Below are 25,619 nucleotides of genomic sequence, written 5' to 3'. Positions count from 1 at the left end.
TCAAAGATTACAGAAACTTAACGTTACAAATGTTAGGTATAGTGGTCCCGTACCACATAACTTTTAGTACTTTTATCTTGATTTTAGGTTAAAAGACACTAAAATTTTAAAAAAACAAACCACCAAACCAGAAGAGCCATTGAAAAATTTAGCATACGACTTCAAAACAATTGCAGTTGTTTTGGGTCTATCCCTATTATTTACGATTCCCGTAAAAGCACAAAAATCAGATTTTAAGTATTATTTTAAAAAAGCCGAAAAAGGCAAAAGCGACCAATTCTTTGGTTTGGCACAACATTACTACTATGGTGATGGTGTAAGCCAAGATTTTAAAAAAGCGCTCCATTGGTTTGAAAAGGCGTTGGAGGCCGGTAAGGGAAGAACGGGTTGGGCAGAATATTTTATCGGCAGAATTTATAAAGAGAACAAAGAACTTAAAGACTATGAGAAAGCCGTTTTTTGGTTAGAGAAAAGTTATGCCCAAACCGAAGCAAACAAATCGGTGGCCTCAAAGGTCATCAGTGATCTGGTGCCCTTACTATTTTATGGCAAGGGAACTGCCCAAGATTTAGACAGGGCCTTTCAATTGGCCAGTTCATTGGAAGAAAAAGAAAAACCATTGATTCCGTTGCTGGCCGAGATGTATGAAAAAGGGCTGGGTACCGAGCGAAATGACACATTGGCCGCCAAATATTATGAGATAGCGCTAAAAAATAGCAAAGATTATTCGGGGGAACTCCATTTTAAGGTGGCTCAATTAAGGGAAAAGACGACCGGTCTGTCATCTGCCACCTGGCATTATTTAGAGTCCGCACAAAGAAGGTACGCCCCGGCATACGATGAAATAGCAAGAATACCGGTACGCTTCTATAAAGGTGAGGAGCTCAAAACACTTGCCTTTCAGGTAGTGGACGCAGCGCCCTATTTAAAAGATAAGCCCCGTTTGCAATACGTGTATGCCGCTATGATCCACTCCAAAGGTTTTACCAACTATCAAAATTATGCAATGGCATACGGGTATTTAAAAAACAGTGAGGCCGCTGGAATCAAAGAAGCGTTGCCCTATTTGGGCATGCACCATTTTTATGGCTTGAGTACCCCTAAAAATGAAAGTCTGGGCGCGGAATACCTGTTAAAGAGCAGCACCGATATGGTTTCACAATATACCTTGGGTATGATGTATCATAAAGGTATCTATTTTGAAAAAGACGATGCCAAGGCGTTCAACTATTTATTGGAGAGTTCAAAACAAGGGTATCCGCCGGCCGGGTTTCCTGTTGCCCATATGCTTGAAAATGGTATTGGCACAAAAAAGGATGTTGTTAGGGCATCTCGGTTGCATAACGCTTTGATATTGCGGGATGCCAATACGAATTCAATGTTGCGGCTTTCAGAGATGCACAGAAGTGGAGTGCTGGGACGTCGTAATATTGCACGGGCCGACGAGCTTTTGGCAGATTACAAAAGGTATAGTGATGTGTGCAACTGGTGCGAGGGATCTTTAATAGTCAGTTGTACTGTCTGTGAAGGAACGGGCCACGGATGGAAGTATTCAAGAAATTCCCCAAGAACAGCGAATCGGTCTGTATTGTGCGGACAATGTGATGGTTCAAAGGTGGAGACTTGTCCGTTTTGTTTTGGCACAGGAAGAAAGCAAAAACCAAATAATAGTTCAACGCATTCGTATGACTTATTTATGCGGTACCTTTTTGGACAATAAATCGATACCTGTAAGTGTAATAACAGGAATGACTCATGCCAAGTCGTAGATTTTGACTACTCCAAATCCTGAATTACCTCAATCAGGGACTTATAAATAAGTGGTCCGGTTTCGGGTCCTAAGGAGTTTTCTTCCCCATACGTATCCCGTTCGTCATGATATAAATGGGGTTTTTGGGTGTCCCATTCGCTTTTGGGAATAATATAGCCGATCTCATCGTTCGACAACCCGAGGTAAAATTTGTATTTATCGGTTATCAGTTCCTCGATCGGTGGAATTTCCAATGGCTGTATATCGAATTCGCGACCTTCGGGCGCTTCGACGCCCCCAAAAACAATTTCTGGGTAGATTTCTCCGGGAATACTGACAAATAGCGCAGGACCAATGCGAATGGCACCTACTTCGGTTCTCGTTTCAAAGTATTTGGGCATGCCCATTTGTATCAAGCCGATACCACTGGCGATTTTAAAGGCGGTATTGTCCAATCGGGCGTTTAGGGTTTTAGCCCGTACCGAAATAGCGGAAGTGGCTACGGTGTCGCCCTGATGTTGTAATGCTTTTAGAGACATTAAGGCGATTTGGTCACCCAAGGCCTTTGTTTTTTCATAGGTCGGTTCCGAGTATTCCGTTCCGGTATAGGGATCTTGGATCGAAATCGAAGGGTGGGGAGCCATCAAACCGCCGATTACCCCGGAAAAATAAATGGCGACTCCGCCTAAGCCTTTTTCCTTTAGTTCGTTACCGCTATACACTCCGTTTTCAATGGCTTCTCGTACATAATGGGGAAAATCGGAACTGATCAATAAATTCTGGCTCCATAGGGTTTCCGGGTGGTTCGACCAGTTGATCAACGTTCCCAAGGTTGTATCGGTTTCGGCATCCAAGACCTGCATCAAATGAATACCCGTAGCTTTAACGATGGGTTTTCGGGTGTCTTTGATCAAGGCTGCATCATCGCCGGAAAGGTCTTCCGCAAAGACCAATTTGGCAGGACGTAATTGTTCTACCGCGTCGACTACGGCATTGACCGTTTGTTCCTTTACATATTCCATCATTTCGGGGTTTACCCCCGAATTAAACATGTTTTCGCCCCAAATGCCGATCAGATCATTGCTCTCGTGCGTATGGGTCGAGGAAAGTAATACATAATCGAGGTCCAAGGCTTCGGGAATACGTTTTCGAATATCGACCACGTCGCCATGCAAAAAACCAATGGCATCCATAGAAATCATGGCAATCCTGCTTTTTCCGTCATCCACGACCATCACCCGCGACCAGACATCATCATGTACCCCTTGTGCCGGTTTGGCATTGCTCATCCCAGCGATCCAATAGGCATCGAATTTTCCGTTATTGTTGTTGTCATTGTACGTATCGCCATCCTTTTCGTTGTATTTGTTGTCGCCATTGGCGTCGTTCCACGTATCTACAATAGTCGGCGTGATGGCTCTTTTGGCGAATCCCGCTTTTAAAATGGCGGGATTGTTATTCTTTAATTTGATATCAAGGGCATAATCGGGATTTCTATCGCGCCAATTGTACACAAAGAGCGCAGCGACAAGCACAACAATCAATAGGATCAGCATTCCCAATAATTTAAAAATCTTTTTCATGTCCGCTATTTCTTAAGTTTAAAGCCGGGTGTTGGTCAGCGCATTGGCCATTTTAAAGTTTAACTCCATCAGGTAATCGCCCATACTGGGGCCGTACCAACCCATTAACCGCGCTTCGTAGGTATCGTAATAATAATATTTTTGGGGTACGATATAGCCCAAATATTGTCCGTTAAAGCTGGTTAAGGCAGAATTATAGCCTTTGAGTTCTAGCGCATTTTTTAAATCAATACCGTATTCGCCGCTCAGTTCATAGGGCATTGCAAGCCATATAAAATCATTCAACCTGGTGCCCTGTAGGTAAATGGACTGCATTTCGGTCAATAATTGGCTTCCCATAAATGCCGAAAGCCGTCTGCGATCGGACACGTAAAACGCCTGTAGTTTCGGAATCTCCAATTCGGTGGTCACGGAAGTTAAGACAGCCGTTGAATCATATACCATCTCGTTAAGCAATACTTGGGCGGCATCGGCCAGGGTTTCCCCAATGTATTGCGCTTTGGAAAATTTTTCGCCTTCGCCTTTATTGGAGTGGCTTCCGACGGTCCCGGCAAAAAACAGGGCCAGATCTACCCCGTTTTGCTCCAGGTTTCTTTGAAAATACCCAGGGTAATCACCACTGAATTGATTGTTCCAAGTAGCAATAGTGGTGGCATGGGCAGCGAAAATACCGATAGCCGCTTGTGTACCGTTATCTTGAATAATGGAAAGCAGGTTCAATTTGTCGTTCAATCTTCCTGTTTCCCCAATAATACGATTACGAACGAGATGTGGAACGTGTCTATAGCCCGAAGCGACTTTTGCTGGGCGTTTATCATGTAATGCATCAAGTATGAGTTGTGTAAATTTTTCGCTTAACCAAGCGACTACTTCCGGTTGATATTCTCCCCCGAAACTCTTGCCTACAAATCCGGGAATGCAGTTGCCGATACTGGCATGGGTATGGGTGGCCCCGAAAAAAAGTTGCTTTCTTGAAATACGATCCTTTAATTTCTTTTCGACTTCAAGTACGACCAATTCAGGTATCATAACCATATCGGCGCTGACGAAAACCAATTCTTTTTTGTCAACTTCAACGGCTACCGCCTTTGCAAATAACGAATCGTGCACCCCGACCGCGATTTGGCCATCACCAAAACCCGCCATTTTTATAGTATTGAATTCGCCCTTTTTTGGGTCGGGTACACCGCTGACCACTTTAGGAGTAATATGGGTTCGGGCAAAACCAGCAAAAAATGGACCGTCAACCGCAATTTTACTTTCGATTGCCGAATCCATTTTTTGAATGGTATTCTCGTAATAGGATGTTTTAAAATAAGGGGTCGTATCGATGGTACTGGTCGCGGCATATAAAAGTAGCATTAATAGGAGGAACACTGCCCCCAAAACGCGAATCAATCTGCGCTGCCACCTTTTTACCTTCATTCCATCTATTTATATCAGAGCTTTTTAGGGTCTAGCACAATGTATTTAACGGTTTGGCGATTCCATGTGTAGACAATATGTACCATACCGTCTTCGGCCTGAATGACCGTAGGGTACGAGTATTCTTCACCTTCTTTATCGGTGTTTTCCCGAAGTGGTTCCAAATCCAATACCCGTTCCCAATTTTTTCCATCGGTGGAAAGTCCGATACTCAACGGAACACGATCGCCCCAGTTTTTACCGGTCGGGTTATAGACCAAAAGCTGACGACCATCTTTTAAAGTTACCCCATCGACCCCTGAATTCGGGTTGGGTAACGAGGTTGCTGTCATCTTATCCCAAGTCTTTCCATAGTCAGTTGACCAATTTTGTGACACCACCTCGTTTTTTGTACGGCTTAGCAATTGCAACTTCCCATCGCCATAATTTAAAACGACAGGTTGAATCGCCCCAAATTCATTGGGATCGTTTAAAGGTCCTGTAGAAGTCCAAGTTTTGCCCAAATCGGTACTAATTTCCAAATGGGATGTCCATTCGCCCGATTTTGTTTCCAAACTTGAAGGGGAAAGAATCGTACCATCGGCCAGTTGAATAGGCTGATTCTTAATGGGCCCTAATATATCTTTGGGAAGTTCTATGGGGTCAGACCATGTTTTTCCATCATCATTCGAAGTCATATAAAGTCCCCACCATTCTTGCGGACTTGGCCCAACTTTGTAATATAAATATAATGGCTCTCCTTTGGGCTTGAACAAAACCGGATTCCAGCAAGGGTAGCGCGTGGTTTCATCTTGAACGCCGTTCACGACTTCTACAGGCGTTGACCAAGAACCGTCTATGTTTCGGGAAACCCAAATGCCCACATCTTTATTCTTTTCCTCTGTTCCTCCAAACCAAGAAGCAACAACAACACCATTGCTCACTTCGACAGTGGAAGCATGACACTCAGGGGTCAAAGCATCTTCCATTTCATAAATGAATTCCTGTGTTAGCACTGCCGCGTGATCTATCGGCTGTACCTCCGGTAATTGAAACGTTTCTTCTTTAGCTTCCTCCATATCTTTAGCTTCCTCTTTAGCTTTTTCCTTACAGGATAATATGAATAATACACAGGCAAACAAAGGTAAAAATCTCATGGTTTTTGGTTTAAATATAAGTTATACAAATAAAACTTTTATTCAGATAGAGTGCTAGTCATATATTATTTAAAACACATTATATATTAACTCTAAATCAAGATATTTATAAAATATCAAGATATAGAGTTAGAATAGTTGTAATTTAAACATTATGGCCACTGCCTTTGAAGCACTTATTTGTTGCTTTTTACTGGCTATTTTGGAATACTCTTGAGGTTACGTGCGTTTTTAGGGCTTAGGAATATATTTTTCAAAAAATTTGTCCATGTGGTATTGGGCATAGGCATTTACCTTGACGGAAGCATCCATAGTGTGCGGCCAACCTTCGAGCAAATGGTAATCGGAAGTTGCCCCGGCTTCTTTAAGGGCGGCATGCAACCAATCGGCTTGTTCGAAAGGTACCAATTCATCAAGGGTGCCGTGAAACGTAAGAATGGGAGGGGCTTGCTTTGAAACAAAAAATAGGGGGGAAGCCTCTTTATATTCTTCGGGTGCATCGGTGTAGCTTTTCCCAATTAGTACGGTTACCGAGGTATTGTTTCTAGCATAATCCGTTGTAAGATCGGTAGGGCCGTAAAAATTGACAACCGCTTGCACTTTCGATGATAAACTGTCGGCAGCTGTTGTATGCGAAGAATTTGTAAAAGCGTTCATCAAGACGAGATGTCCACCAGCGGAGCCTCCCACCGTGGCCACCTTGGTATGGTCAATATGATAAGCCTTCGCATTTTTTTTGAGCCAACGAATGGCATCTTCGACATCTTGGATCATTTCACGATAGGTAACTTTCGGGGTAAACCGATACTGCACCGTGGCGGTAACATAACCTTTTTTCGCATAATCGACCAAGTACCTCAAATAGTTTTTCTTGTCCCCTTTTTTCCATGCGCCGCCATGTACAAAAACGATCAAGGGTGTATTATGGGCCAACGTTTTTGAATGGTAGACATCCAATTTAAGATGGGTAGAATCGATGGTTTTGTAGATAACATCTTTATGTTCCTTTAGGTCGTCGGGAACGGGAAACTCGTTTTCGATCAACTTGAGCGCACCGGTGGCATAGGCGATTTTCAGGGTGGTGTTATTGGTGTATCCTTCGGGTGGTTCCGATACATCAATTGACTTGGTCTTACATGCTGTTAAACAGATAATTATAAAAAGGAAAGCGATGCTTTTATTTACCATGGTATTGTGCTTGTAAATTACCTTTTCAATGGCTACTGGCCTTTCTCGAACCGTTTCATAATTTCCTTCCAATTGGTAAAGATGATGCCTTCATCTTTAAAGAATTGAATAAGGTCGGGATCTGAGAACATTTGTGCCTCCCATGACCGCTGTTGCCATGAACCGGTTATTCCTTTTAGATTTTCGGTCAATACCGAAGGATGGAAGATAATTTCGGTGAGTCCGGGCTCCAACCCTTGGATCAACGCTTTAAAAGCCCCAATTTTCTCGTCATAGGTATCGGCTTTGGGGGCGCTGGTGAAAAAATCCAATTTCGGAAGGGAGTAGCCTTCGACCATTTCTACTACACTATCATCCAAAGGGTAACCTTTTTTTCTGAATTCGCCCAATACTTGGGGGTTTGAAAGATCAATGATATTGGCGGGAATGCCATATTCTTGAGCGACTTTGATATAGGCCTTTACATAGCTTGGATCACCGAACAACGTTCCCATGTGCGTATCGATATGATCGGGACGGTACCCCCAAGCGATCGATTGTTCGATTTGCGCCCGAATCTCTTTTTCTACTTCATTTGCCGATGCATGCTGTACCACTTGCATGACCGTATGCCACATCATTTTAGTTTCGTCAAGTAAACCGGGAACTTCGGCAGGTGCAGTCACAGTGCCCCAACGATGGGTTTTCCATTCGCTGGTCAGTGTAAGGTGAAGGCCGACATCCATGGCAGGATTGTTTCTCGCCCATGCAATAAATTCTTCGGCATTGGGGCAAGGAACCATAACGGCGGCCGATTGAATGACTCCTTCGGTTAACTGTTGTTCAGCGGCCGTATTTGCTTCGGGGCACATACCGATATCGTCGGCATGGAGCATAATAACTTTTTTTCCCGCTGGCCAGCCCAACCGTTCTGCCCAAGTAGAAGGCGTTTCCTTTATTTGTTCCATCGCCTGTTCGTTCTGTGATGTTTGTTTTTCGCTTTTTTTCTTTTCATTGCAACCGCTGAAAAGAATAGAAAGGCACAGCACTGCCATTCCTTTGCCTAAATGTGACTTTTTCATATTCATAAGTGTTTGTTAAACCAGTTTAATCCGTCCCCGTAAATGGTCTCAAGTGGGGCATCCCTATGTTTGGCATCATACCATATAATGTCTTTGGGAGCTTCGGCTTTATTAAAAAGTAATTTACTCATTAGGGGAGGTATTATTTCATCGTTTTTGGCATTTAACATTAAAAACGGACGCGGGGCAATGCTTTTTACAAAATTCAAGGGTTCGATGACGCTTACAAAATCCTTTGCGTCTTGGGAAAGGGCCTGCTCTTCGTAAAGCAAGTTCAGCTGTCCCCCCGCCAAAGCGATAATAGGCACCTTGACACGGTTTTCGACACCACAGAAAATAGTGCCGATAATTCCGCCCAGACTAATGCCATAATAACCAATTCTATTGGCGTCGAGTTCTTTGCGGGTTTCGATAAAGTCAACGGCTCTTCGCAGGTCAAAAACGGTCTGGCTGATAACGTCGCGTGTCCAGTATTTGTATTTTCCAGTCAGGTCAAAATCGTAGACGTCACTTTTCCGGTCACCGTGATCGCTAATATCCAATCGCAATACGGCATAGTCGTTTTTTAAAAAGAGATCATTGCCAAAAGCCACATAGTCTACCGCTTTGTGGTCTCCCAGGCCATGCATTAAAATAACCACCGGTAGGGGGCCGGTTGTATTTTTGGGAAGACTTAGTAGGCCCGTTACTTTTTTGTCATGAATGCTGTGATAAGTTATCGAGATTTCCTCGAAATTGTCGGTATGACGAACGGTATAAACAGAATCTTTTAAAGGCACGGCGGTATCATAACCATAATATTTGGATACGGGAAAATTTTCAGTCGTATCGTTGAGTACGGTAAAGAAAACAATACCCACAACAACAGGAATGCCAATACCTATGGACCAATTTCGAAGTTTTTTAGAGAACTTCATCGTCATCGGCCAAATACATTCGTGTGCTCTTGGTATAAGTGCCGCCATTGGGGTCGGCATATTCCAAATCGATATAAAATGCCTTGTAGCCCGATTTTGGAAATTCGATTTTCTCGATGGTCGTTTCACCGGTCGTTGGACCAATTTTACTGGAACTCCAGGTTTCATCCCTAAAATCGCGATCATCGGAATCAGCAGACCATAAATAGACCGATTTTAGGTCTTCTGAGTCAGAGGTTACCGATAGCGTTGCCGAAGTGTTATCAGTGTTTAACGTATAATCGAGTTCGGTATATGGCTCTTTTTTCAACGTGTGGCCCCAAAAAGCACTTAACGATTTTAAAGCCTTTTCCCCTCCATCAAGATTGTGTCCTGCGTTGGGGGTGTAGTGTATGTAGTTTTCCCCGGGAATGTCTTCGATGTAATTTTTAACCGCATCTACAGGCCAATATTCATCGTTTGTACCAATAAATATAAGTTTCGGTATGGTCAGTTTATCGCGATAAGAGTAAGGGTCGATCATTTGGGTGAGTGCATTTCCATCTGCGGTATTCACCGTTTGTGGAATTTCCAGTTTGATGTAATCGTTGATTTGTTCGCTATAGGCATTCCATGCCGTAAGGTGATAATCTAAACTTACCGGCATATTCAAAACGTCGATGACCATGGGGCCGATAGCTTCAACCCGTTTGTCACTGGCACCGGTCAGCCAAGTTGTCCACCCCCGTTTCGAAGCCCCTGAAACGGTGAATCTTGAAATGTCTTTCTGTAATTTTTCCTTAGAAAACTCTTGTACGGCATCCATCGCCCGAACGGCACTTTTGACCATGGGGAACAATAATGGCCAAGTAGGGTCTTTATCGTTTTTATAGTTGTGTAACGTATAGGAAATAAGTTGATCTTCTACCAAGTCGCCATCATATAATGGTTGCATAGGTACCTGTCGCACTATGGAGACAATGGCTTTGTTCTTTTGTGCTATTTGCGCCATTGCGGCCGATTCGCTTCCATTTTTTTCTTTGGTTTTCCAATTGGGCATACCATCGGTAAGACTCCCACCGGTAATGAACAGCAATGAACCATCATAAGCAACTTCTTTGGGGACCAATATGGTCAATTGATGTTTCCAAGTATGTTCTCTCCATTTTTGGGAGGTCAATAATAAATCGTAGGCGGTTACCTCGCCAATTTCGAAATTGTCTTTCACTTCCCACGCAAAAGCATCGTCCTCGATATCAAGGTAGCTTTCCAAAGCATTTTCAGGGGTAATTATTTTTTCTGCCGGAATTTCTTCTGCTTCGGCAGTGTTTTTTTGATTGGTTCGACAAGAAGATAGAATAAGGAAAGGAACAAGTAGTAAAATCGATAATGATTTTTTCATAGTGGAAGTATATTTAAAGACGTTATTTCAAAAATAGTTAAAACACCGATATTCGAAACATCACAGTTGATCTTTTTAACAGAAAGACTTGATCTGTTGATTTTTAGTACGTTGTAGAAGGTTTTTTCTTTCTGCGGCATATGCCCTGTCAAGCGCTATTGAAATTACGACGCAGTTTAAAAAGAAAAAAAAGTAACAAACTATAAATCTTTGGCAAATAGAAAATTATTAATGCATTTGAGGTAAGATTCACGAAATTTTTTAGTCCCTAATGCCTTAGTTTTGAAAGCTTCGCGGCTTAACAGCTGGCTAGTTAAACATAGTTTTTTGATGGCCGAGATGAAGTTTCTTGCTTAATTTACTAAAAAGGCGACAACGTAGAAAAGATAAAAAATGAAGATAAGCAATCAAGTTTTGGGAATTTTAATTGTGGCAATGTCATTGGCTACGGCATGGGCGATCAGAGGACAATTCGGTCATGAGCAAGGGGCTGCCTGGGCTGGTGCGGTAGGTGGTCTTGCATTGGTTTTGGTGTCGCAAAGAAAAGATTGGTACAATAAAATGGTGCTTGTAGCCCTAGCTTCTGCCTTGGGGTGGGGTGCAGGTGGTATGATCAGCTACGGAATAGTGGTGGGGTACGGTCGCGCCGATAATTTTATCAATGCTTTTTACGGACTGGGAATGCTTTTTGTTATTGGTGGTTTGTTCGGATTGTTAGGTGGTGGTTTGGTCGGAATGGTTCTCGATTCTACGGCAAAGAAAAGGGTCAAATGGGGCGCTTTGATTTCTGAAATGGTAGCTGGCGGCCTGATCTGTTATTTCTTTTTAGTAGAACAAATCGGCATTAAAATGACACCCCCACGCTCAGAGGCTTGGGCCTTTATTTTTGGGGCCGGTCTTGCTATGGTATGGCATATGGCCCGTGAAAATAGAAATTCTGCCATTCGTGCCGCTATTTTTTCGGCATTGGGCGGAGGTTTTGGTTTTGCCTTTGGCAATTTTCTACATGTTCTAGGAAATACAATGGAAATACCCTTCAACATGTGGAACGTTATGGAGTATAGCATCGGTTTTTTCGGGGGCTCTGGTATGGCTTATGGTGTATTTAGCTCTAAGTGGCCTGTTGATGAGACAAAAATTAAAAACTGGACCAATAGGGTGGCCTTATTTGTTCTTGTAGTGTTCATTCCCTTAATCGTATATCGAGAATCGCTTTCGTATGAACATTTAATCAGACGCCTGGGAGACATGGCAACGCTAGAGTCCGTAGCAATGACCAGTACCATCTTCGTTGCTATTTTATTAGTTTTGGTAGCGGTATTTTTATTCTGGAAATTAAGTGATGGAAAATATAAAAAGAAAGATATCGCTTTGTTTCTCTTTGTGTATCTATCGACTTATGCCATTATAAGTTATGTGGTCAAGGGCGTATTCGCTGGAAATATGATTTTAAACCATCATTTATATGTGGTCAATATCGTTTTAATATTTATCCTGTTTAAGAAAGGAAAGTGGACATGGTTTGCGTCGGTTTCCGAAGCTGTCAACATTAAAAAATGGACCATCATTTTTGTGGCTATTGTTGTTTTTATAGCCATTCTTTCTTTGGTAGCGTCTAATTTTCATGAAGGGCTTCACGGGGCGCATAACAGATTTCCTATAGAGTAAGATTTACGAGTGCCAATAATTTAAACAAAGTTTTCGCTTAAAAGCGCGTCGTATTTGCAATCAATTGGTACGGAAGAAGATAGCGATACTGGGCTATTGTACCATCGGTAAACTCCCGGTTTTATGTGTTGAGCTTATCGGTCTAGATTCAATGCGATCGCTCTATTCCTATTTTTTCTGCTGCTTTTAGCATTTTCTCCAATTCATCGGTCAGTACAAAGTCGACACCTTTTTGGAGTAGGGCAACACCCGCTTCGGGACTATTGCTGTAGAAGTAATTTATCTTAATTGCATGGCGCTTTAATTCATTAATATCGGTACTGAAATTGGCGTCATCGCGCTTCGACAAGAATTGCAAGGCCTTAAAGTTTCCCTTGACCGTGTTCTTTACATATTTTTTACGCTTTGGTGTTCTCTCCATATTACACATCATGATAGCTGTGCTTACTTGTTTGACACCTTTTGCACTCGCTGCATTACAGGCAACTATCGATTGATGAACCCTGTTTTTATCAAGAATGGTTCTGGCAACGGCCGCTCCTAATGCTTTATCGCCCTTTAGGTGCACATTGAGCCAAATGGTTTTGGGAAAAACATCGAGTGCTTCATCCAACAGCGGTACTCTTTCTCCTTTAAATTCTTTTGATTTCCAACTGCCCGCATCTAGCTTTTTAACTTCTTCCCACGTAAGGTCTTCGACCAAACCTGTGCCATCCGTAGTTCTGTCAATGGATGCATCGTGCATGATAATCAATTTTCCATCTTTGGTCATTCGCACATCGAATTCTACCATTTGGGCCCCTAGTCGAACGGCCTCTTTAAATGCCGAAAGGGTGTTTTCAGGATGTGATTCACGTGCGCCCCGGTGTGCGCAAACCCCCCTTTCCGGAAGTGTTGGGTCCTCGCTTTTAATAGAATTTATGGAAAAAATGTAAGATGTCTGTAGTATAAAAAGAGAAAAAAGAATGATTCTTTTGAAATAGTTGATTGTAGTCACGGTAGGCTGCTATCTAAAGTTTTTACGATAATCCGATGGAGTTTTTCCCATACTGGCTTTAAAATAATGATTGAAATTGGCAAGATTGTTATAGCCACTTTCGAAGCATATCTGGGTAATTTGCTTGTCGGTTTCGGCTAATAGTTTTGCGGCGATACCCACCCGTACGTTCTTTACATATTCCATAAAGGTCAGGCCGGTTTTCTTTTTAAAGAAGCGACAGAAAGAACTCGGAGCCATATTCAATACTGCTGAAGCTTCTTCAAGCTTGATGCCTTCTTGAATATTCTGAAAAACATATTCGTAAATCTTGTTTATTTTTTCGATGTTTTTAGAAAACACCGATGATTGGTTCATGGGGTTCGATAGCTTTTCAAGATCCTCGATTTTAATAAGGCTATTGAAAATTTTCAATAAACCGATATAATATTCCAACCCTTGACTTTCTGACATTGCGCCTAAAATATTGCGTATTTCAGTGTCATTTTCAACTTTAAAGCGAATTCCCCTGTTTGCTTGTTTGAGCAAAGCGACCACTTTTTCAAGCTCCGGCATTTTAAAGAAATCGGAGTTGATGATATTCTCCGAAAAGTGGGTTACAATACAAGTCGGCGGTTCATTGTTTTCGGCGTCAAGAAGTTCCCAACAATGTGGTAAATCTGGCCCTAAAAGAACTAAATCTCCTGTCTCAAAGCCGGAAATATTGTCTCCTACTATGCGGCGTCCTGTTCCAGAAGTAATATAATTTAATTCAAAATTTTTGTGCGAATGTATTCTGGCATTCGAGGAAAGCGGCAATTTTCTTGATATAAAAGAGTGATTATTCGGAACAAATATTTTTTCAAAAACGAATTCCATGTTTTAGTATTTTAACTCTTATCGTCAATATTACGTAATAATTTTGATATACAGGGTAATATAACATAAGATTTAAATAATATTATTGTGGCGTATCGCTTTCATTTAACTTTAATTTGTAACCTACTAAAGAAAAATCAATGAGTTTAGAACTAAAAGGAATTATCCCTCCAATGATTACACCATTGACCGAAAATGGTGAATTAGATGACAAAGGTTTGCAAAAACTTGTAGAGCATTTGATCTCTGGAGGTGTACACGGTATTTTTTTATTGGGAACGAATGGGGAGGCCCCCAGTTTGACCTATGAATTGCGCAAAGAACTTATATCAAAAGCATGCAAATATATAGCGGGCAGAGTACCTGTTCTTGTGGGTATAACCGATACCTCTTTTCAAGGATCGATAACGATGGCCCATCATTCAAAAGCTGCAGGCGCTGATGCCGTAGTTATTGCGCCGCCCTATTATTTCCCTATTTCACAAGATGAGATGGTAGATTACCTTGAGAGCCTTGTGCCCGAATTACCTTTGCCATTTATGATGTATAATATGCCCAGCTGCACAAAATTGCATTTATCGGTAGAAACCCTTCAAAGAGCCAAGGAATTGGGCGCAATCGGCGTCAAAGACAGTTCAGGAGATGTTGATTACCTCTATACCCTTATCGAGGCATTTAAGAGCTCACCGGAATTTGCTATCATTGTAGGTACGGAGGCATATTTGCCCGAGACTATAAAACGCGGTGGTCATGGCGCCGTTGCCGGGGGAGCGAATTTCTTTCCGGCCTTGTTTGTCGACCTTTACAATGCATCGGTCGCAGACGATTTCGTTAAGATCGATGAGTTAAGCCGAAAGGTCAAGCAAATTTATGATACTATATATAGTGTTGGCAAATTCGAATCAAGGTACACAAAAGGAACAAAATGTTCTTTGGCTGTGATGGGAATTTGTGAAGATTATATGGCGCTTCCGTTGCGAAAGTTCGAAACTGAGCAACGTGAAGAAATCAAAGAGTATATTGAAAGGTTCGACAAAATCAGTATGATATAATAATGTAATTTCTTTATACCGGGAAAGCACACCTTTAAAAGTGCATTCCCCGTCTAAAGCCACACCAAACCCATTTAAAATGAATTACCAACTCGGAGCAATTGATACGGCCATTCTAGTTCTTTACGGACTTGTTATGATAGGAATGGGTATATATTTTTTAAGAAAGACCAAAACTTCTGAAGAATTTATGGTAGCAGGTCAGGGTATTCCTGCCTGGGCGGCCGGTATAGCCGTTATGAGCGCATATACAAGTAGTATTTCGTATATCGCCGTACCGGGGAAAGCTTTTGATTCGAATTGGCATCCGTTGATATTTGCGCTTACCGCGCTTCCTGTCACTTGGTTTGTGACCAAATACGTTATTCCCCATTACCGTAAAAACAAAATCATTTCGGTATATAAATACTTGGAGGAAAAAATTGGGGATTGGGGCCGTGTATATGCATCATTGTCCTTTGTGCTTTTTATGGTAGGGCGAACGGCGGTTATACTATACCTTTCTTCATTACTGCTAACTTCTTTTATTGATATTGATATTCAAATGCTTATTTTGATTATTGGTATTCTGACTATAGCGTATACCCTCATGGGCGGCATGGAAGCCGTTATTTGGACGGATGTTATGCAATCTATCATTATGATCGGAGGCCTGATTTTTAGTGCCTATATTTTGACCACGGAGGTTTTTTCGAAACCCGACTTTCTGATTCAAAAAGCAATTGATCTAGACAAGTTCAGCTTGGGCGATAGTTCTTTTTCGCTGAGCAGTCGTACGATTTGGGTTATGATTATTTATGGGATAACCGAGAATATCAGAAATTTGATGGCCGATCAAAATTATACCCAAAAGTATAGTTCGGTCGCGACGGAAAAAAAGGCGAAAAAATCAGTTTGGATCGCCATGTTGATTTATCTGCCATTGACCGCTATATTTCTTTATATAGGTACGGCCATGTTTGCTTTTTATTCGGGATCTGGCCATGTTTTGGACCCTTCCATTATGAAGGGCGATGAAGTATTCCCGTTTTTTATAGCTACCGAATTGCCCGTCGGGCTTAAAGGGTTGATCATTGCCGCTATTCTTGCAGCGTCAATGAGTACCGTTGATTCTGCCTTGAACTCTTCGGCAACCGTATTGTATTTAGATTATTATAAAAAATACTTCAGACCCAATGCTTCTGAGAAAAGTAGTATTAATTTTCTACGGATAACAACAGTGGTATGGGGCTTCCTCGGAATCGTTTTTAGCCTCTTATTGATTAACGCAAAAAGTGCACTTGATATTTGGTGGCAAATTTCAGGAATATTCGGGGGTGGTATTTTAGGCTTGTTTCTATTGGCAATATTTAATGTCAAACTGAAGCGTTGGCAAGGTATTGTTTCGGTCATTTTTAGTATCCTAATAATTATTTGGGGTACATTTCTCAGAGCGATGCCCGAAAACCTTAAATGGTTAGAGTGCAGTCTAGACCCTATTATCGTTGGAGCCGTGGCCACTGCAGGATTGATTTTATTAGCACTGGTTTTTGTATTGTTCAACAAGAACAAAAAATAATTAGCCGAGGCTAAATTGTACAGGGTAACCGAGTTTTATAAGATGTAATAGCTAAGCATGGAAAAGATTAAATGGGGCATCATGGGAGCAGCGACCATCGCCATGGAACAGGTTATTCCTGCAATGCTGAAAAGTGAATTTTGCGAGGTGTTTGCAATTGCTTCAAGAGGTATCGCTAAAGCAGAAAAGGCTGCAGGGGAATTTAAGATACCGAAGTTTTATGGTTCTTATGAAGACCTACTCGGTGATAAGGAGATTGAAGCAGTGTATATACCTTTGCCCAACCACCTTCATGTAGAATGGGCAATCAAAGCCATGAATGCGGGAAAACATGTTTTGGTAGAGAAGCCCATAGCCTTGTCAAGCGAGCAAGCGCAATACTTATTGAAAGAAGCTGAAAGGCATCCTGAGCTTAAGATTATGGAAGCTTTTATGTATAAGTTTCATCCGCAATGGATAAAAGCCAAAGAACTGATCGATCAAGGGGCAATAGGCCCTTTAAAGACCATACAATCTTCTTTTTCCTTTTTTGACGATGACCCGAAAAGTATTGTAAATAAAAAAGACTTTGGAGGCGGTAGTTTGATGGATATCGGATGTTATCCCATATCAATTTCACGTTTTTTATTCGATGCCGAGCCTGAAAGCGTAGTAGCGTCGATAACCTATGACCCCGATACCAAAGTCGATATTTTGGCTTCAGGAATTCTTGAATTCAATCAAGGTAACTCCACTTTTTTTAGTGCTATTCAGTTGTTCGAAGGGCAGCAGGTTCGATTGTTCGGCCCTCAAGGAAGCATTGCATTCGAAATTCCGTTTAATCCTCCGCCTGACCAAGTGGTAAAACTTTCGGTATTCAAAGAAGAAGAAGAGAAGAGCATATCATTTGATATATGCGACCAATACACCCTGCAGGTCGATGCATTTTCTAAGGCTGTTCGAAACGGCACGACGGTACCTTTCGGCATAGATGACGCCGTAAAGAACATGATTGTTATTGAAAAGCTTAGAGAAAGCCATGACTTGGGCAAGCGTGTAAGTTTATAGGTTTGAAATCGGGTGGAACATGCCCGTTTACCTCGATTCTAAAACTTAATCCTAATAAACGTAATTATGAAAATAGTATGTTTTTTAGTGTCTTGTTTTTTATTTTTTTCGTGTAATGAGCGTACTGGGGAGTATAAAAACGACTTAGCGACCGAATTTTCGGTTTATAGCGATACCCCTTTCGAACAAGAATATCACGAAGGTTTTTTGGTTGCAGAAAATAGTTCAGATGCAAACAATGTCAGGGCTATTAGTGTAGATTCCGATGCTAATATTTGGATTGCCACCAAAGATGGTATTTATCAGAAAAAAGCAACTGACCCAGGCTGGCGACTTATAATAGACAACGTGGATCAAGGCCCTGCTTATGATGTCGCCTTAGATGCCTCAGGAACCGTGTGGATGGCCACATGGAACGCCATTTATACGCATAAATCAGGAGAAGTGGTCAAAATGAAAGGGCCTAAACCGCCCATTGCCAAAATCGTTTGTGCCGAAGAAGGGATCTATGCCTTGGGGCCACATGGTATTTGGTTGTTTACAGAAGGGGCATGGGAGAAAAAGAATTTTGATTCTGCCAGAAGTATACGCGCAGCCTTATCGGATAATAATGAGGGTTTATGGATCGGAACCGATGTCGGACTTTATCATTGCAGTGATAATGAAACGACCGTTTATCAAAAAAATGGAGACTTGGTTAGTGCCTATGTAAAAGGGCTCGATTATGATGACGAAGGCAAGTTATGGGTCGGAAGTATGGGCGGTATTGCAATTCGCAATGCCACTGAAAAAATTGGGGAAAAATTACCTCAAGACGGCCTGCCGAATGCCCATATCAATGTGGTTAAAAAAGCACCGAATGGCACAATTTGGGTCGGTACGAATTATGGTATTACAAGATTCAACCCAGGGGAAAAGGAATATTCCGTGCGGTTAAGCAGCCGTTGGCTGATGAACAATGAGGTAAGGGATATTGCCTTTGATAATGAGGGAAATGCATGGATCGCAACAGCAAAGGGTGTTAGTGCCATCAAGAAAAAACAAATGACGCTTAAATCTAAGGCAGATTTTTTCTACAATAAATTGATCCAACGCCATGTGCGGGAGCCATGGATTGTCGGGAGGTCTAAATTAACTGTTCCCGGTGATTCAACGACCATAGTACCAGAAGATGACGATAATGACGGGGAATATACGGCAATGTATTTGGCCATGGAATCGTTTCGTTACGCTGTCACAAAAAGTCCCGAAGCAAAGGAAAGAGCAAAAAAGGCATTTGATTTTTTACACTATTTACGGGAGGTGACCGAAATTGATGGTTTTTTTGCACGAACGATCATACCTGTCTCTTGGGAAGACTCACACGACATGAACCGTACCTATACGCCTCGGGAATTGGCCGAGGAAATAGTCCGAAATCCACGGCAAAAACCCGTAGAAAAACGTTGGCACATTTCTAAGGATGGAAAGTGGAAATGGAAGGGTGATACCAGTAGCGATGAGCTTTGTGGTCACCTCTTTGGTTATTATTGTTATTATACATTAGTCGCAGATAGTAAAGAAAAAGAGCGTGTGGCGAACCATTTTAGTAAAATTATGGATCATCTGATAGCTAATGATTTTAATTTGATAGGAGTTGATGGGAAGCATACAAAATGGGGGGTGTGGTCACCTCAAATGCTAAACCATGATCCTGAATGGGCTTCCGAAAAGGCACTGAATTCGCTGGAGTTGCTTTCTTTTTTGAAATTTACGTACCACATTACCAAAAATGAAAAATATCAGAACGAATATTTACAATTGATAAATGAGGAGGGCTACCTTGAAAATGCCAAATTGTTGCACCATACGAACCCGGCATGGGAAACCTATTTCGATATTTATATGGCATTGTATGTTTATCCACCCTTGATAAAATATGAAGATGACCCTCAGATTCAAAGGGAATATGAAAATCATTTAAACGAATGGTTTGAAAAGAACCGGAAAACCAAAAGTCCTTTTGTAAACTTTGCCTATAATTATCTTTCGGGCGGTAGTGATGAACTTGATGCCTCCATTGCCTTTTTAAAGGATGCACCGTTAGATTTGATCGATTGGCATATTGATAACGGGAAACGGGAAGATTTAAAAGTGGTCAGGAAGCCCATTTTAGAAGAGCTGCAAGTGGCCTTGCGTCCCCCAAGTGAATATCGTACCGTGCGTTGGGATAACAATATTTATGAAGCGGTCACCGGAAATCCTTCACAGGAAAAAGAGCCGGTGTACTGGCTTTTGCCCTACTGGATGGGGCGTTACCAGAATTTGATAGAAACAAAATAAGCGGACAGGTCCGCTTATTCGTTGTTTCCCATGTTCTGAGAAGGCGATCTGCCAGCCGGTAACATGTGTTTTGTCTAAAAAATGATTTTGGCTTGTTTCACTAATCGTTCTTCCAATAGTAAAAATAACCGTCTTCGGCACCAAGAAGCAAATCGGGTTTTCCTTCATTGTCCCAATTGACCAGTGTAGGGTTTGTGGTGTGGCCTGCTAATTTTTTATCCGATAAATCACCCATAAAGTTAAAAGTCACCGTTTTTGATTCGGCATCTTCGCCCATATTTTCTAGAAGTGCGGCGTTTATACCATTGATCAAAATATCGATATCACCATCCTTGTCCCAATCACCGAAGGCTAATTTTCGTCTTCCGCTAGCACCGTATTTTTCGGCATTTAAGCGTAAGGGACCATTATCACTATTGATCAATTTATTTTTGCGATCAAAAGTACCGTTACCTGAATTAAAAATACGCTGGCCTGGTTTTAGCATAAGTCCATCTTCGTTTTTATACCTTTCGTGATAACTTAAATAACCCTCGGTATCCAGTAAAATCAAATCCATGAGTCCATCTTTATTCCAGTCTATTGCTGTTGGGGTGGTTCTCCATTGTGTCGCCAAAGTATTTGGTTGGGGATCCCACCAGTACCAATCCGGTTTGGGAGTTTCACCTTCCCATTGTACTTGAATTGGTTTTTCGGCACTTAGTTTGGGGCTTCCTTTGGTGCCTATATTTTCATACCACACAATTTTTCCCCATATAGAGTTTAAGATAATGTCTTTCAAACCATCATTGTTCCAGTCTTCGACCGACAAGGTGGTGTAACCCCATTTTGCCTCACAAGGGCCTTGAATGGAACCACTTTCACCAGCTTGTATTCTGATTGTTTCATCTTCGGCGGACAATAATTTTGGGGCATCCCATTTTGGTGTTTCTTTTCCATCAAGGTTTTCAATAAAAGCAATATATCCTGCAGAATTACCACAGATAAGGTCTTCATCACCATCATCATCCCAATCGGTACTAAAAGGAGTGACCAATGCTCCGAATTTTACATGTTCTGCTTTTTGCTGAAAGTATTTTGGGTCGTTAAATACAGGCATGCCATTCTTTATTTTTCCGGTATTTTCAACGAAAGCTACCCGACCATCTTCATCACCGACAACCAAGTCGATATCACCATCTTTGTCCCAATCTAAAGAAACAGGTAAAATCATTTCCAAGTCCATGGCTATGGTACCCTTATCATTTTCTAAATATTTACCCTTGGCGTATTTTGGCTTTTCGCGTGTACCGATATTTTCGAACCACGTAAACTTATCCATGAATTCACCACATATAATGTCCAGATCACCATCATTGTCATAATCGTCAAAGTTTGGGGTAGGGGCGCCGTAGACATCGATAGGCTCACCGCCGGCAAGAATCTTATCTTTTAATTCGTAAGTGCCATTTATGTTTTCGATCAAATAGACATAACCATGAAGCGGCCCATTCGTCCAAACACCATTGTCATCAAAGGCATTGTCCCATCCATAGTCTTCACCATCCTGAATACCTACAATGATATCTAGGTCGCCATCGTTTTCATAATCGACATATTTCCATTGATTGAATCGAATTTTATTATGAAGTTTTCCAAAAGCATCTCCAGGATAAAGGGCTTCTGATTTATCGGCAAAAGCATTCTTAAAATCTGTCAATTCTTCGCCAGGTCCCAAAAACCGAGGTTTTCCATCGACATAAGATACTTGTATATGTTTTACAGGGTCATCGCTAACTTTGACGGCAGGCGCGAAAACCGGAAAGGAGTCACCACTCGTATTTTCGAAAAAGAAAATCCCGTTGAAAGGCACATCGCTACAGGAAACCAGTAGATCATAATCTCCGTCATTGTCATAATCCATAGGTAGCGGTGAAGCCCATAAACCCACACCTAGATCTACAGTCAAATCAGGATTGTTATATGGCAATCTTTCAAACCTTGCGCTTGGTACTTGTGCTTCGGCAGAAGACTGTTTTTGTTCTTTGCACGAGCAAAACATCACCAATCCTGTTAGAAAAATACTTTTTGTTACATTCATAATACTTCCATTGTACGACTATTAATATAAGACTTGAAGAGTGTAAATCTAAATAATAAAGCACAATATTCTTCCATCATTTTTGATCATAATGCATGGAATATTTACTTTTTTGCCACCCCTTGAAAATATTTTTTTTCAAGGTAATTTACAAATCATCCCGGGTTGATCAAGAAGCTAGATATTTCTGAAGTCAAAGGAAATACTTCTTTAAGCATTTAAATAGTTGGAAAATATTGATTTTCAATTAATGGGCCATTGTTTTTTATTCCGAGGAGAAATTAATTTCATATGCTCATGGAAAGACTATTTCGATAGGTTAATATACTACATGTATTAATCAAGAATAGTGATATGAGTCCGTTACGATACTTTTAATTTTATCAGCGCTAAACTATATTGTACTATGAAAAAATTATTGTTCATTTTTTGCTTTGCGGTATCACTTACCGTAACCTCACAACGCTATTCCGACCAACCTTTTTTGCAAGATCGGGCGGAGAAATTTAATGTAAACGAAGAAACCCGGAATAGTGGGCTATTGCAAATAGCCAGTGATCGAAATAAAGCCATTAAAATACTTTCTGATGACGGGTTGCTACATCCTCATGAGAAAAATATAAGGAGGGATTTACAGTATCGGGCACTTACCGATATGCATATTGTCGCTTTAAGTAGGTATCAAGAGCAGTTTATATACCTAACGGATTCGGTGGTTTTGAGCAATGCTTGGGCCGGTAAGTTTTACATTGAACATGGTATACAAGATCCAAAGATGATGGCGATAGGCGCTGATTTTTTGACGTTGGTGGCCGGAACCAGTGATTTGACCGTCTTTAAGAACGGTCAAAAGGTTTGGAGTAGTTCCATCAACAATTTGAATCCGATAGCACTAGCGTATGATGACACTACCGGTCATTTTATGATACTGACCGAAAATGCGTTGTATCAGTTGAACTTATCGCTTAAAACAATTGAAAAGGTATATACTTCTTCGAATTTAACCGCAATGTGTTTTTACAAAGAAGAAATTGTTTTGGGGACCACCAACGGAATTCATTCATTGAATCGCAAAACTTTTGCTTTGAACAGTTCAAACCAGAAATTGCCTTGGACAGAAATCACGAGCTTGCAAAACATTCGTGGGGCCTTATGGTTCGGATCGACCAAAGGGGCCTTTAAGCTTCGTAAAGATGGAAAATATGATTATTACGCCTCAAAACGGTGGTTGGTTGATGATCATGTCGTTGATTTAAAAGACGGTCCTGACGAAACTGTTTTGGTCTTGACCAAAAAAGGGATGAGCAAGATTAGCTTTGAGCCTATGACTTTGGAAGAAAAGGCGAACTATTTTCAAGAAATACAGCGGTCTCGTCATATTCGATACGGATTCACGACAGATTTGACCCTGACAACGCCGGGAGACCTCTCTACGGGTTACAACCACGATACCGATAATGATGGGCTTTGGACCTCAATGTATCTGGCAGGTGAATTGTTTAGGTATGCGGTTACAAAGTCGGAAGATGCGAAACAGAATGCTTACGAAGCATTTGAAGCCATGGAACGTTTGACAAGCCTTCCCGACCTTGACGGATTTCCGGCAAGGTCTTTTGAAAGGGACGGATATGAAGTAGGCCTTCATGCCAATGGCTTTTCAGGAGAATGGTACAAAAAGCATGTTGCCGAAAATGGCAGAATTTGGCGCTTGGCCGAAGATAAAATTTGGCGATGGAAATCTACAACAAGTAGTGATGAGTCTTGCGGACACTTTTTTGTGTATGCACTTTTCGCTGAATTGGCACCCGACAAAGCTTGGAGAGACAGGGCGATACATCAGATAAAAATAGAAATGGATCATATTATTGACAATAATTGGTATTTGGTCGATTGGAATGGTGAACCTACGGCTTGGGGAAAATGGAACCCTAAATATGTCAATAATTTTCCGATCAATGTTGGGGACCGTCGATTGAATTCAACACTTATTCTATCGTTTTTGCAGACCGCATATCATTTTACAAAAGACAAGAAATATAAAAAGGAGGCCGAAAAGTTGATACGAAAATATGGGTATGATGAGAATGCAAATCGTCCTGCTTCGGTAATCGGTTATGTAGAGGGTGAAGATTTAAGTGATAAATGGAACCATTCTGATGATGAGATGTACTTTTTGACGATTCCCGGTTTTGTCAATTATTCTTTGACGGAAGAACAAAAAAAGGCCCATTTTGCTGCAGTAAAGAGCCATTGGGAGGTTGAGCGATCCGAAAAAAACCCTTTGTGGAATTATCTTTTTGCACTTTCTGGAGGAAAAGATATCGATAGCGATGAATCGGCATGGTGGCTACGCGAATTTCCAATGGACCTTATCGATTGGAAAATAGATAACAGCCATCGTAAAGATTTGATCGAGATAGCCCCAAATTTCAGAAGCCAAACCTATTCAGAGGTATTGCCTGGTGACGAACGAACCTTGCACTTACATAATGGAGCCTATAGAAACAATGGGGGTAGCGATGGAAATCGGGAGTATGCACCCTATATCTATTTGCTTCCGTATTGGGCAGGTAGGTATGTAGACGCCATAAGCGCTCCCCAACCTAAATAATAGTGATTTTCTTTTAAAATCAACTACTTCTTTCGCCATTAGCGGATGAAAAATAGCAAAATAGGGACATGACAATGCCCAATACTAAAACGTAACGAATTCCATACGAATGAAAATTGCAAAGCTAACAAGCGTACTAATCGTCCTTTTTATAGGATTGGCCTGTTCGAGTACCAAAACGACTACCGATATTTCGACAACCTTGACGGAATTTAGTAAGCCGTTTTCCAAAACTGTTTTGGTTGCAGCACACCGAGGTGCACACATGGGAAATTTCGAAAATTCGATTGCTTCTTCTTTAAAGGCCATTGCACTAGGGGTCGATATTATCGAGGTTGATGTAAAAACAACAAAAGACGGTCACTTAATACTGATGCATGATAGTTCGATTGATCGTACTACCACGGGAACGGGGAAGGTAGAAGATTTGACCTTGGCAGAAATCAGGGCCTTTAAACTAAAGGCCCCCTATGGCAGAATAAGCGAGGAATCGGTACCCACTTTTGAAGAATTTTTAAAAGTGGTAAAGGGTAAAATCATGATCGATGTCGATATGAAAACCGATAATGTCAAGGGAATTTTAAAAGCGGTTCATGAGGCGGGAGTCGAAAAAGAAGTGTTCTATTTCGATAATGACTATGACCAATTGGATTTAATAAAAGAACTGGACAAATCGGCACAATTAATGCCTCGGGCCTATTCGCTACAAATGGCCGATTCTGCCGTTGTAAAGTTTGCTCCCCCTGTGGTACATATTGATTCTAAATTTAATACAAAAGCGGTCGGTGATTTGTTGAAAAAGAACAACGCGCGAATTTGGATCAATACGTTAGGCGAAAAAGATGCGCATATTCGCTATGGAAGTGGAGAAAAAATGCTTGAGGAGCTTATCAAATATGGGGCGAATATCATTCAGACCGATGAGCCCGAAATGCTGTTGGAACTTTTGCGGCATAAAGGGTTGCATGAATAGAATTAAACATAT

18 protein-coding genes are annotated in these 25,619 nt (G+C 41.4%); 8 read left to right on the top strand and 10 right to left on the bottom strand.

The window, feature by feature from the left end:
• The first annotated feature begins 139 nt into the window (after positions 1–139).
• Positions 140–1,720: a hypothetical protein gene (locus AACZ88_RS01320; protein WP_339705056.1), complete on the top strand. Its 1,581-nt coding sequence runs from the start codon at positions 140–142 to the stop codon at positions 1,718–1,720.
• A 56-nt stretch (positions 1,721–1,776) separates the two neighbouring features.
• Here AACZ88_RS01320 and AACZ88_RS01315 read toward each other — a convergent pair whose 3' ends face one another.
• From AACZ88_RS01315 to AACZ88_RS01285, 7 genes are all read right to left on the bottom strand, one after another.
• Positions 1,777–3,333 carry a hypothetical protein gene (locus AACZ88_RS01315; protein WP_339705053.1) on the bottom strand — a complete coding sequence of 519 codons (1,557 nt, stop codon included), beginning with the start codon at positions 3,331–3,333 and terminating at the stop codon, positions 1,777–1,779.
• A gap of 18 nt (positions 3,334–3,351) precedes the next feature.
• Positions 3,352–4,758 carry a neutral/alkaline non-lysosomal ceramidase N-terminal domain-containing protein gene (locus AACZ88_RS01310; protein ID WP_339705050.1) on the bottom strand — a complete coding sequence of 469 codons (1,407 nt, stop codon included), beginning with the start codon at positions 4,756–4,758 and terminating at the stop codon, positions 3,352–3,354.
• Positions 4,759–4,772: 14 nt separating this feature from the next.
• A complete protein-coding gene (locus tag AACZ88_RS01305) occupies positions 4,773–5,894 on the bottom strand; it encodes a sialidase family protein (RefSeq protein WP_339705047.1) in 1,122 nt (373 codons plus the stop codon).
• A gap of 231 nt (positions 5,895–6,125) precedes the next feature.
• Positions 6,126–7,082, bottom strand: coding sequence for an alpha/beta hydrolase (locus AACZ88_RS01300; RefSeq protein WP_339705044.1), 957 nt, complete (start codon positions 7,080–7,082; stop codon positions 6,126–6,128).
• Positions 7,083–7,114: 32 nt separating this feature from the next.
• Positions 7,115–8,143, bottom strand: a complete 1,029-nt coding sequence (locus tag AACZ88_RS01295) for a polysaccharide deacetylase family protein (RefSeq protein WP_339705041.1) — start codon at positions 8,141–8,143, stop codon at positions 7,115–7,117.
• A gap of 2 nt (positions 8,144–8,145) precedes the next feature.
• On the bottom strand, positions 8,146–9,060 hold the full coding sequence (locus AACZ88_RS01290) for an acetylxylan esterase (protein WP_339705038.1): 915 nt from the start codon (positions 9,058–9,060) through the stop codon (positions 8,146–8,148).
• A complete protein-coding gene (locus AACZ88_RS01285; RefSeq protein ID WP_339705035.1) occupies positions 9,047–10,441 on the bottom strand; it encodes a PhoPQ-activated protein PqaA family protein in 1,395 nt (464 codons plus the stop codon). Before AACZ88_RS01285 ends, AACZ88_RS01290 begins: the two co-directional genes overlap by 14 nt.
• 393 nt (positions 10,442–10,834) lie before the next feature.
• Here AACZ88_RS01285 and AACZ88_RS01280 point away from each other — a divergent pair, with 393 nt between their 5' ends.
• Entirely contained in the window at positions 10,835–12,109 is a 1,275-nt protein-coding gene (locus AACZ88_RS01280) for a hypothetical protein (protein ID WP_339705032.1), read from the top strand.
• Positions 12,110–12,257: 148 nt separating this feature from the next.
• Here the strand turns inward: AACZ88_RS01280 and AACZ88_RS01275 are convergent, their stop codons facing one another.
• Positions 12,258–13,106, bottom strand: a complete 849-nt coding sequence (locus AACZ88_RS01275; RefSeq protein WP_339705029.1) for a glycerophosphodiester phosphodiesterase family protein — start codon at positions 13,104–13,106, stop codon at positions 12,258–12,260.
• Positions 13,107–13,115: 9 nt separating this feature from the next.
• Entirely contained in the window at positions 13,116–13,964 is an 849-nt protein-coding gene (locus tag AACZ88_RS01270) for an AraC family transcriptional regulator (RefSeq protein ID WP_339705026.1), read from the bottom strand.
• 140 nt (positions 13,965–14,104) lie between these two features.
• Between AACZ88_RS01270 and AACZ88_RS01265 the strand changes: the two genes are divergently transcribed.
• From AACZ88_RS01265 to AACZ88_RS01250, 4 genes are all read left to right on the top strand, one after another.
• On the top strand, positions 14,105–15,016 hold the full coding sequence (locus AACZ88_RS01265; RefSeq protein WP_339705023.1) for a dihydrodipicolinate synthase family protein: 912 nt from the start codon (positions 14,105–14,107) through the stop codon (positions 15,014–15,016).
• A gap of 79 nt (positions 15,017–15,095) precedes the next feature.
• Entirely contained in the window at positions 15,096–16,574 is a 1,479-nt protein-coding gene (locus AACZ88_RS01260) for a sodium/solute symporter (protein ID WP_339705021.1), read from the top strand.
• Between the two features lie 57 nt (positions 16,575–16,631).
• The gene (locus AACZ88_RS01255; RefSeq protein ID WP_339705019.1) at positions 16,632–17,621 is read left to right on the top strand and encodes a Gfo/Idh/MocA family oxidoreductase; all 990 of its coding nucleotides are present in this window, start codon (positions 16,632–16,634) and stop codon (positions 17,619–17,621) included.
• Positions 17,622–17,687: 66 nt separating this feature from the next.
• Positions 17,688–19,943 carry a two-component regulator propeller domain-containing protein gene (locus AACZ88_RS01250; protein ID WP_339705016.1) on the top strand — a complete coding sequence of 752 codons (2,256 nt, stop codon included), beginning with the start codon at positions 17,688–17,690 and terminating at the stop codon, positions 19,941–19,943.
• Between the two features lie 100 nt (positions 19,944–20,043).
• Here AACZ88_RS01250 and AACZ88_RS01245 read toward each other — a convergent pair whose 3' ends face one another.
• The gene (locus AACZ88_RS01245) at positions 20,044–22,023 is read right to left on the bottom strand and encodes a hypothetical protein (RefSeq protein ID WP_339705013.1); all 1,980 of its coding nucleotides are present in this window, start codon (positions 22,021–22,023) and stop codon (positions 20,044–20,046) included.
• A 406-nt stretch (positions 22,024–22,429) separates the two neighbouring features.
• Here AACZ88_RS01245 and AACZ88_RS01240 point away from each other — a divergent pair, with 406 nt between their 5' ends.
• Both AACZ88_RS01240 and AACZ88_RS01235 read left to right on the top strand, forming a co-directional pair.
• A complete protein-coding gene (locus tag AACZ88_RS01240; protein WP_339705010.1) occupies positions 22,430–24,634 on the top strand; it encodes a hypothetical protein in 2,205 nt (734 codons plus the stop codon).
• A gap of 109 nt (positions 24,635–24,743) precedes the next feature.
• Positions 24,744–25,607 carry a glycerophosphodiester phosphodiesterase family protein gene (locus AACZ88_RS01235; protein WP_339705007.1) on the top strand — a complete coding sequence of 288 codons (864 nt, stop codon included), beginning with the start codon at positions 24,744–24,746 and terminating at the stop codon, positions 25,605–25,607.
• Positions 25,608–25,619: the final 12 nt, after the last annotated feature.

Origin of the sequence: uncultured Kriegella sp., from assembly GCF_963975415.1 — a bacterium.
GTDB lineage: Bacteria > Bacteroidota > Bacteroidia > Flavobacteriales > Flavobacteriaceae > Kriegella.
The sequence above is the reverse complement of the archived record's forward strand: the minus strand, read 5'-3'. Positions and strand labels throughout refer to the sequence as shown.

What these genes read in the sequence shown, in the direction of transcription:
- AACZ88_RS01235 (WP_339705007.1), top strand. Translation starts at nt 24,744, where the DNA reads ATGAAAATTGCAAAGCTAACAAGCGTACTAATCGTCCTTTTTATAGGA.
- AACZ88_RS01250 (WP_339705016.1), top strand. Translation starts at nt 17,688, where the DNA reads ATGAAAATAGTATGTTTTTTAGTGTCTTGTTTTTTATTTTTTTCGTGT.
- AACZ88_RS01285 (WP_339705035.1), bottom strand. Translation starts at nt 10,441, where the DNA reads ATGAAAAAATCATTATCGATTTTACTACTTGTTCCTTTCCTTATTCTA.
- AACZ88_RS01270 (WP_339705026.1), bottom strand. Translation starts at nt 13,964, where the DNA reads ATGGAATTCGTTTTTGAAAAAATATTTGTTCCGAATAATCACTCTTTT.
- AACZ88_RS01290 (WP_339705038.1), bottom strand. Translation starts at nt 9,060, where the DNA reads ATGAAGTTCTCTAAAAAACTTCGAAATTGGTCCATAGGTATTGGCATT.
- AACZ88_RS01300 (WP_339705044.1), bottom strand. Translation starts at nt 7,082, where the DNA reads ATGGTAAATAAAAGCATCGCTTTCCTTTTTATAATTATCTGTTTAACA.
- AACZ88_RS01305 (WP_339705047.1), bottom strand. Translation starts at nt 5,894, where the DNA reads ATGAGATTTTTACCTTTGTTTGCCTGTGTATTATTCATATTATCCTGT.
- AACZ88_RS01280 (WP_339705032.1), top strand. Translation starts at nt 10,835, where the DNA reads ATGAAGATAAGCAATCAAGTTTTGGGAATTTTAATTGTGGCAATGTCA.
- AACZ88_RS01265 (WP_339705023.1), top strand. Translation starts at nt 14,105, where the DNA reads ATGAGTTTAGAACTAAAAGGAATTATCCCTCCAATGATTACACCATTG.
- AACZ88_RS01255 (WP_339705019.1), top strand. Translation starts at nt 16,632, where the DNA reads ATGGAAAAGATTAAATGGGGCATCATGGGAGCAGCGACCATCGCCATG.
- AACZ88_RS01245 (WP_339705013.1), bottom strand. Translation starts at nt 22,023, where the DNA reads ATGAATGTAACAAAAAGTATTTTTCTAACAGGATTGGTGATGTTTTGC.
- AACZ88_RS01310 (WP_339705050.1), bottom strand. Translation starts at nt 4,758, where the DNA reads ATGAAGGTAAAAAGGTGGCAGCGCAGATTGATTCGCGTTTTGGGGGCA.
- AACZ88_RS01315 (WP_339705053.1), bottom strand. Translation starts at nt 3,333, where the DNA reads ATGAAAAAGATTTTTAAATTATTGGGAATGCTGATCCTATTGATTGTT.
- AACZ88_RS01260 (WP_339705021.1), top strand. Translation starts at nt 15,096, where the DNA reads ATGAATTACCAACTCGGAGCAATTGATACGGCCATTCTAGTTCTTTAC.
- AACZ88_RS01295 (WP_339705041.1), bottom strand. Translation starts at nt 8,143, where the DNA reads ATGAAAAAGTCACATTTAGGCAAAGGAATGGCAGTGCTGTGCCTTTCT.
- AACZ88_RS01240 (WP_339705010.1), top strand. Translation starts at nt 22,430, where the DNA reads ATGAAAAAATTATTGTTCATTTTTTGCTTTGCGGTATCACTTACCGTA.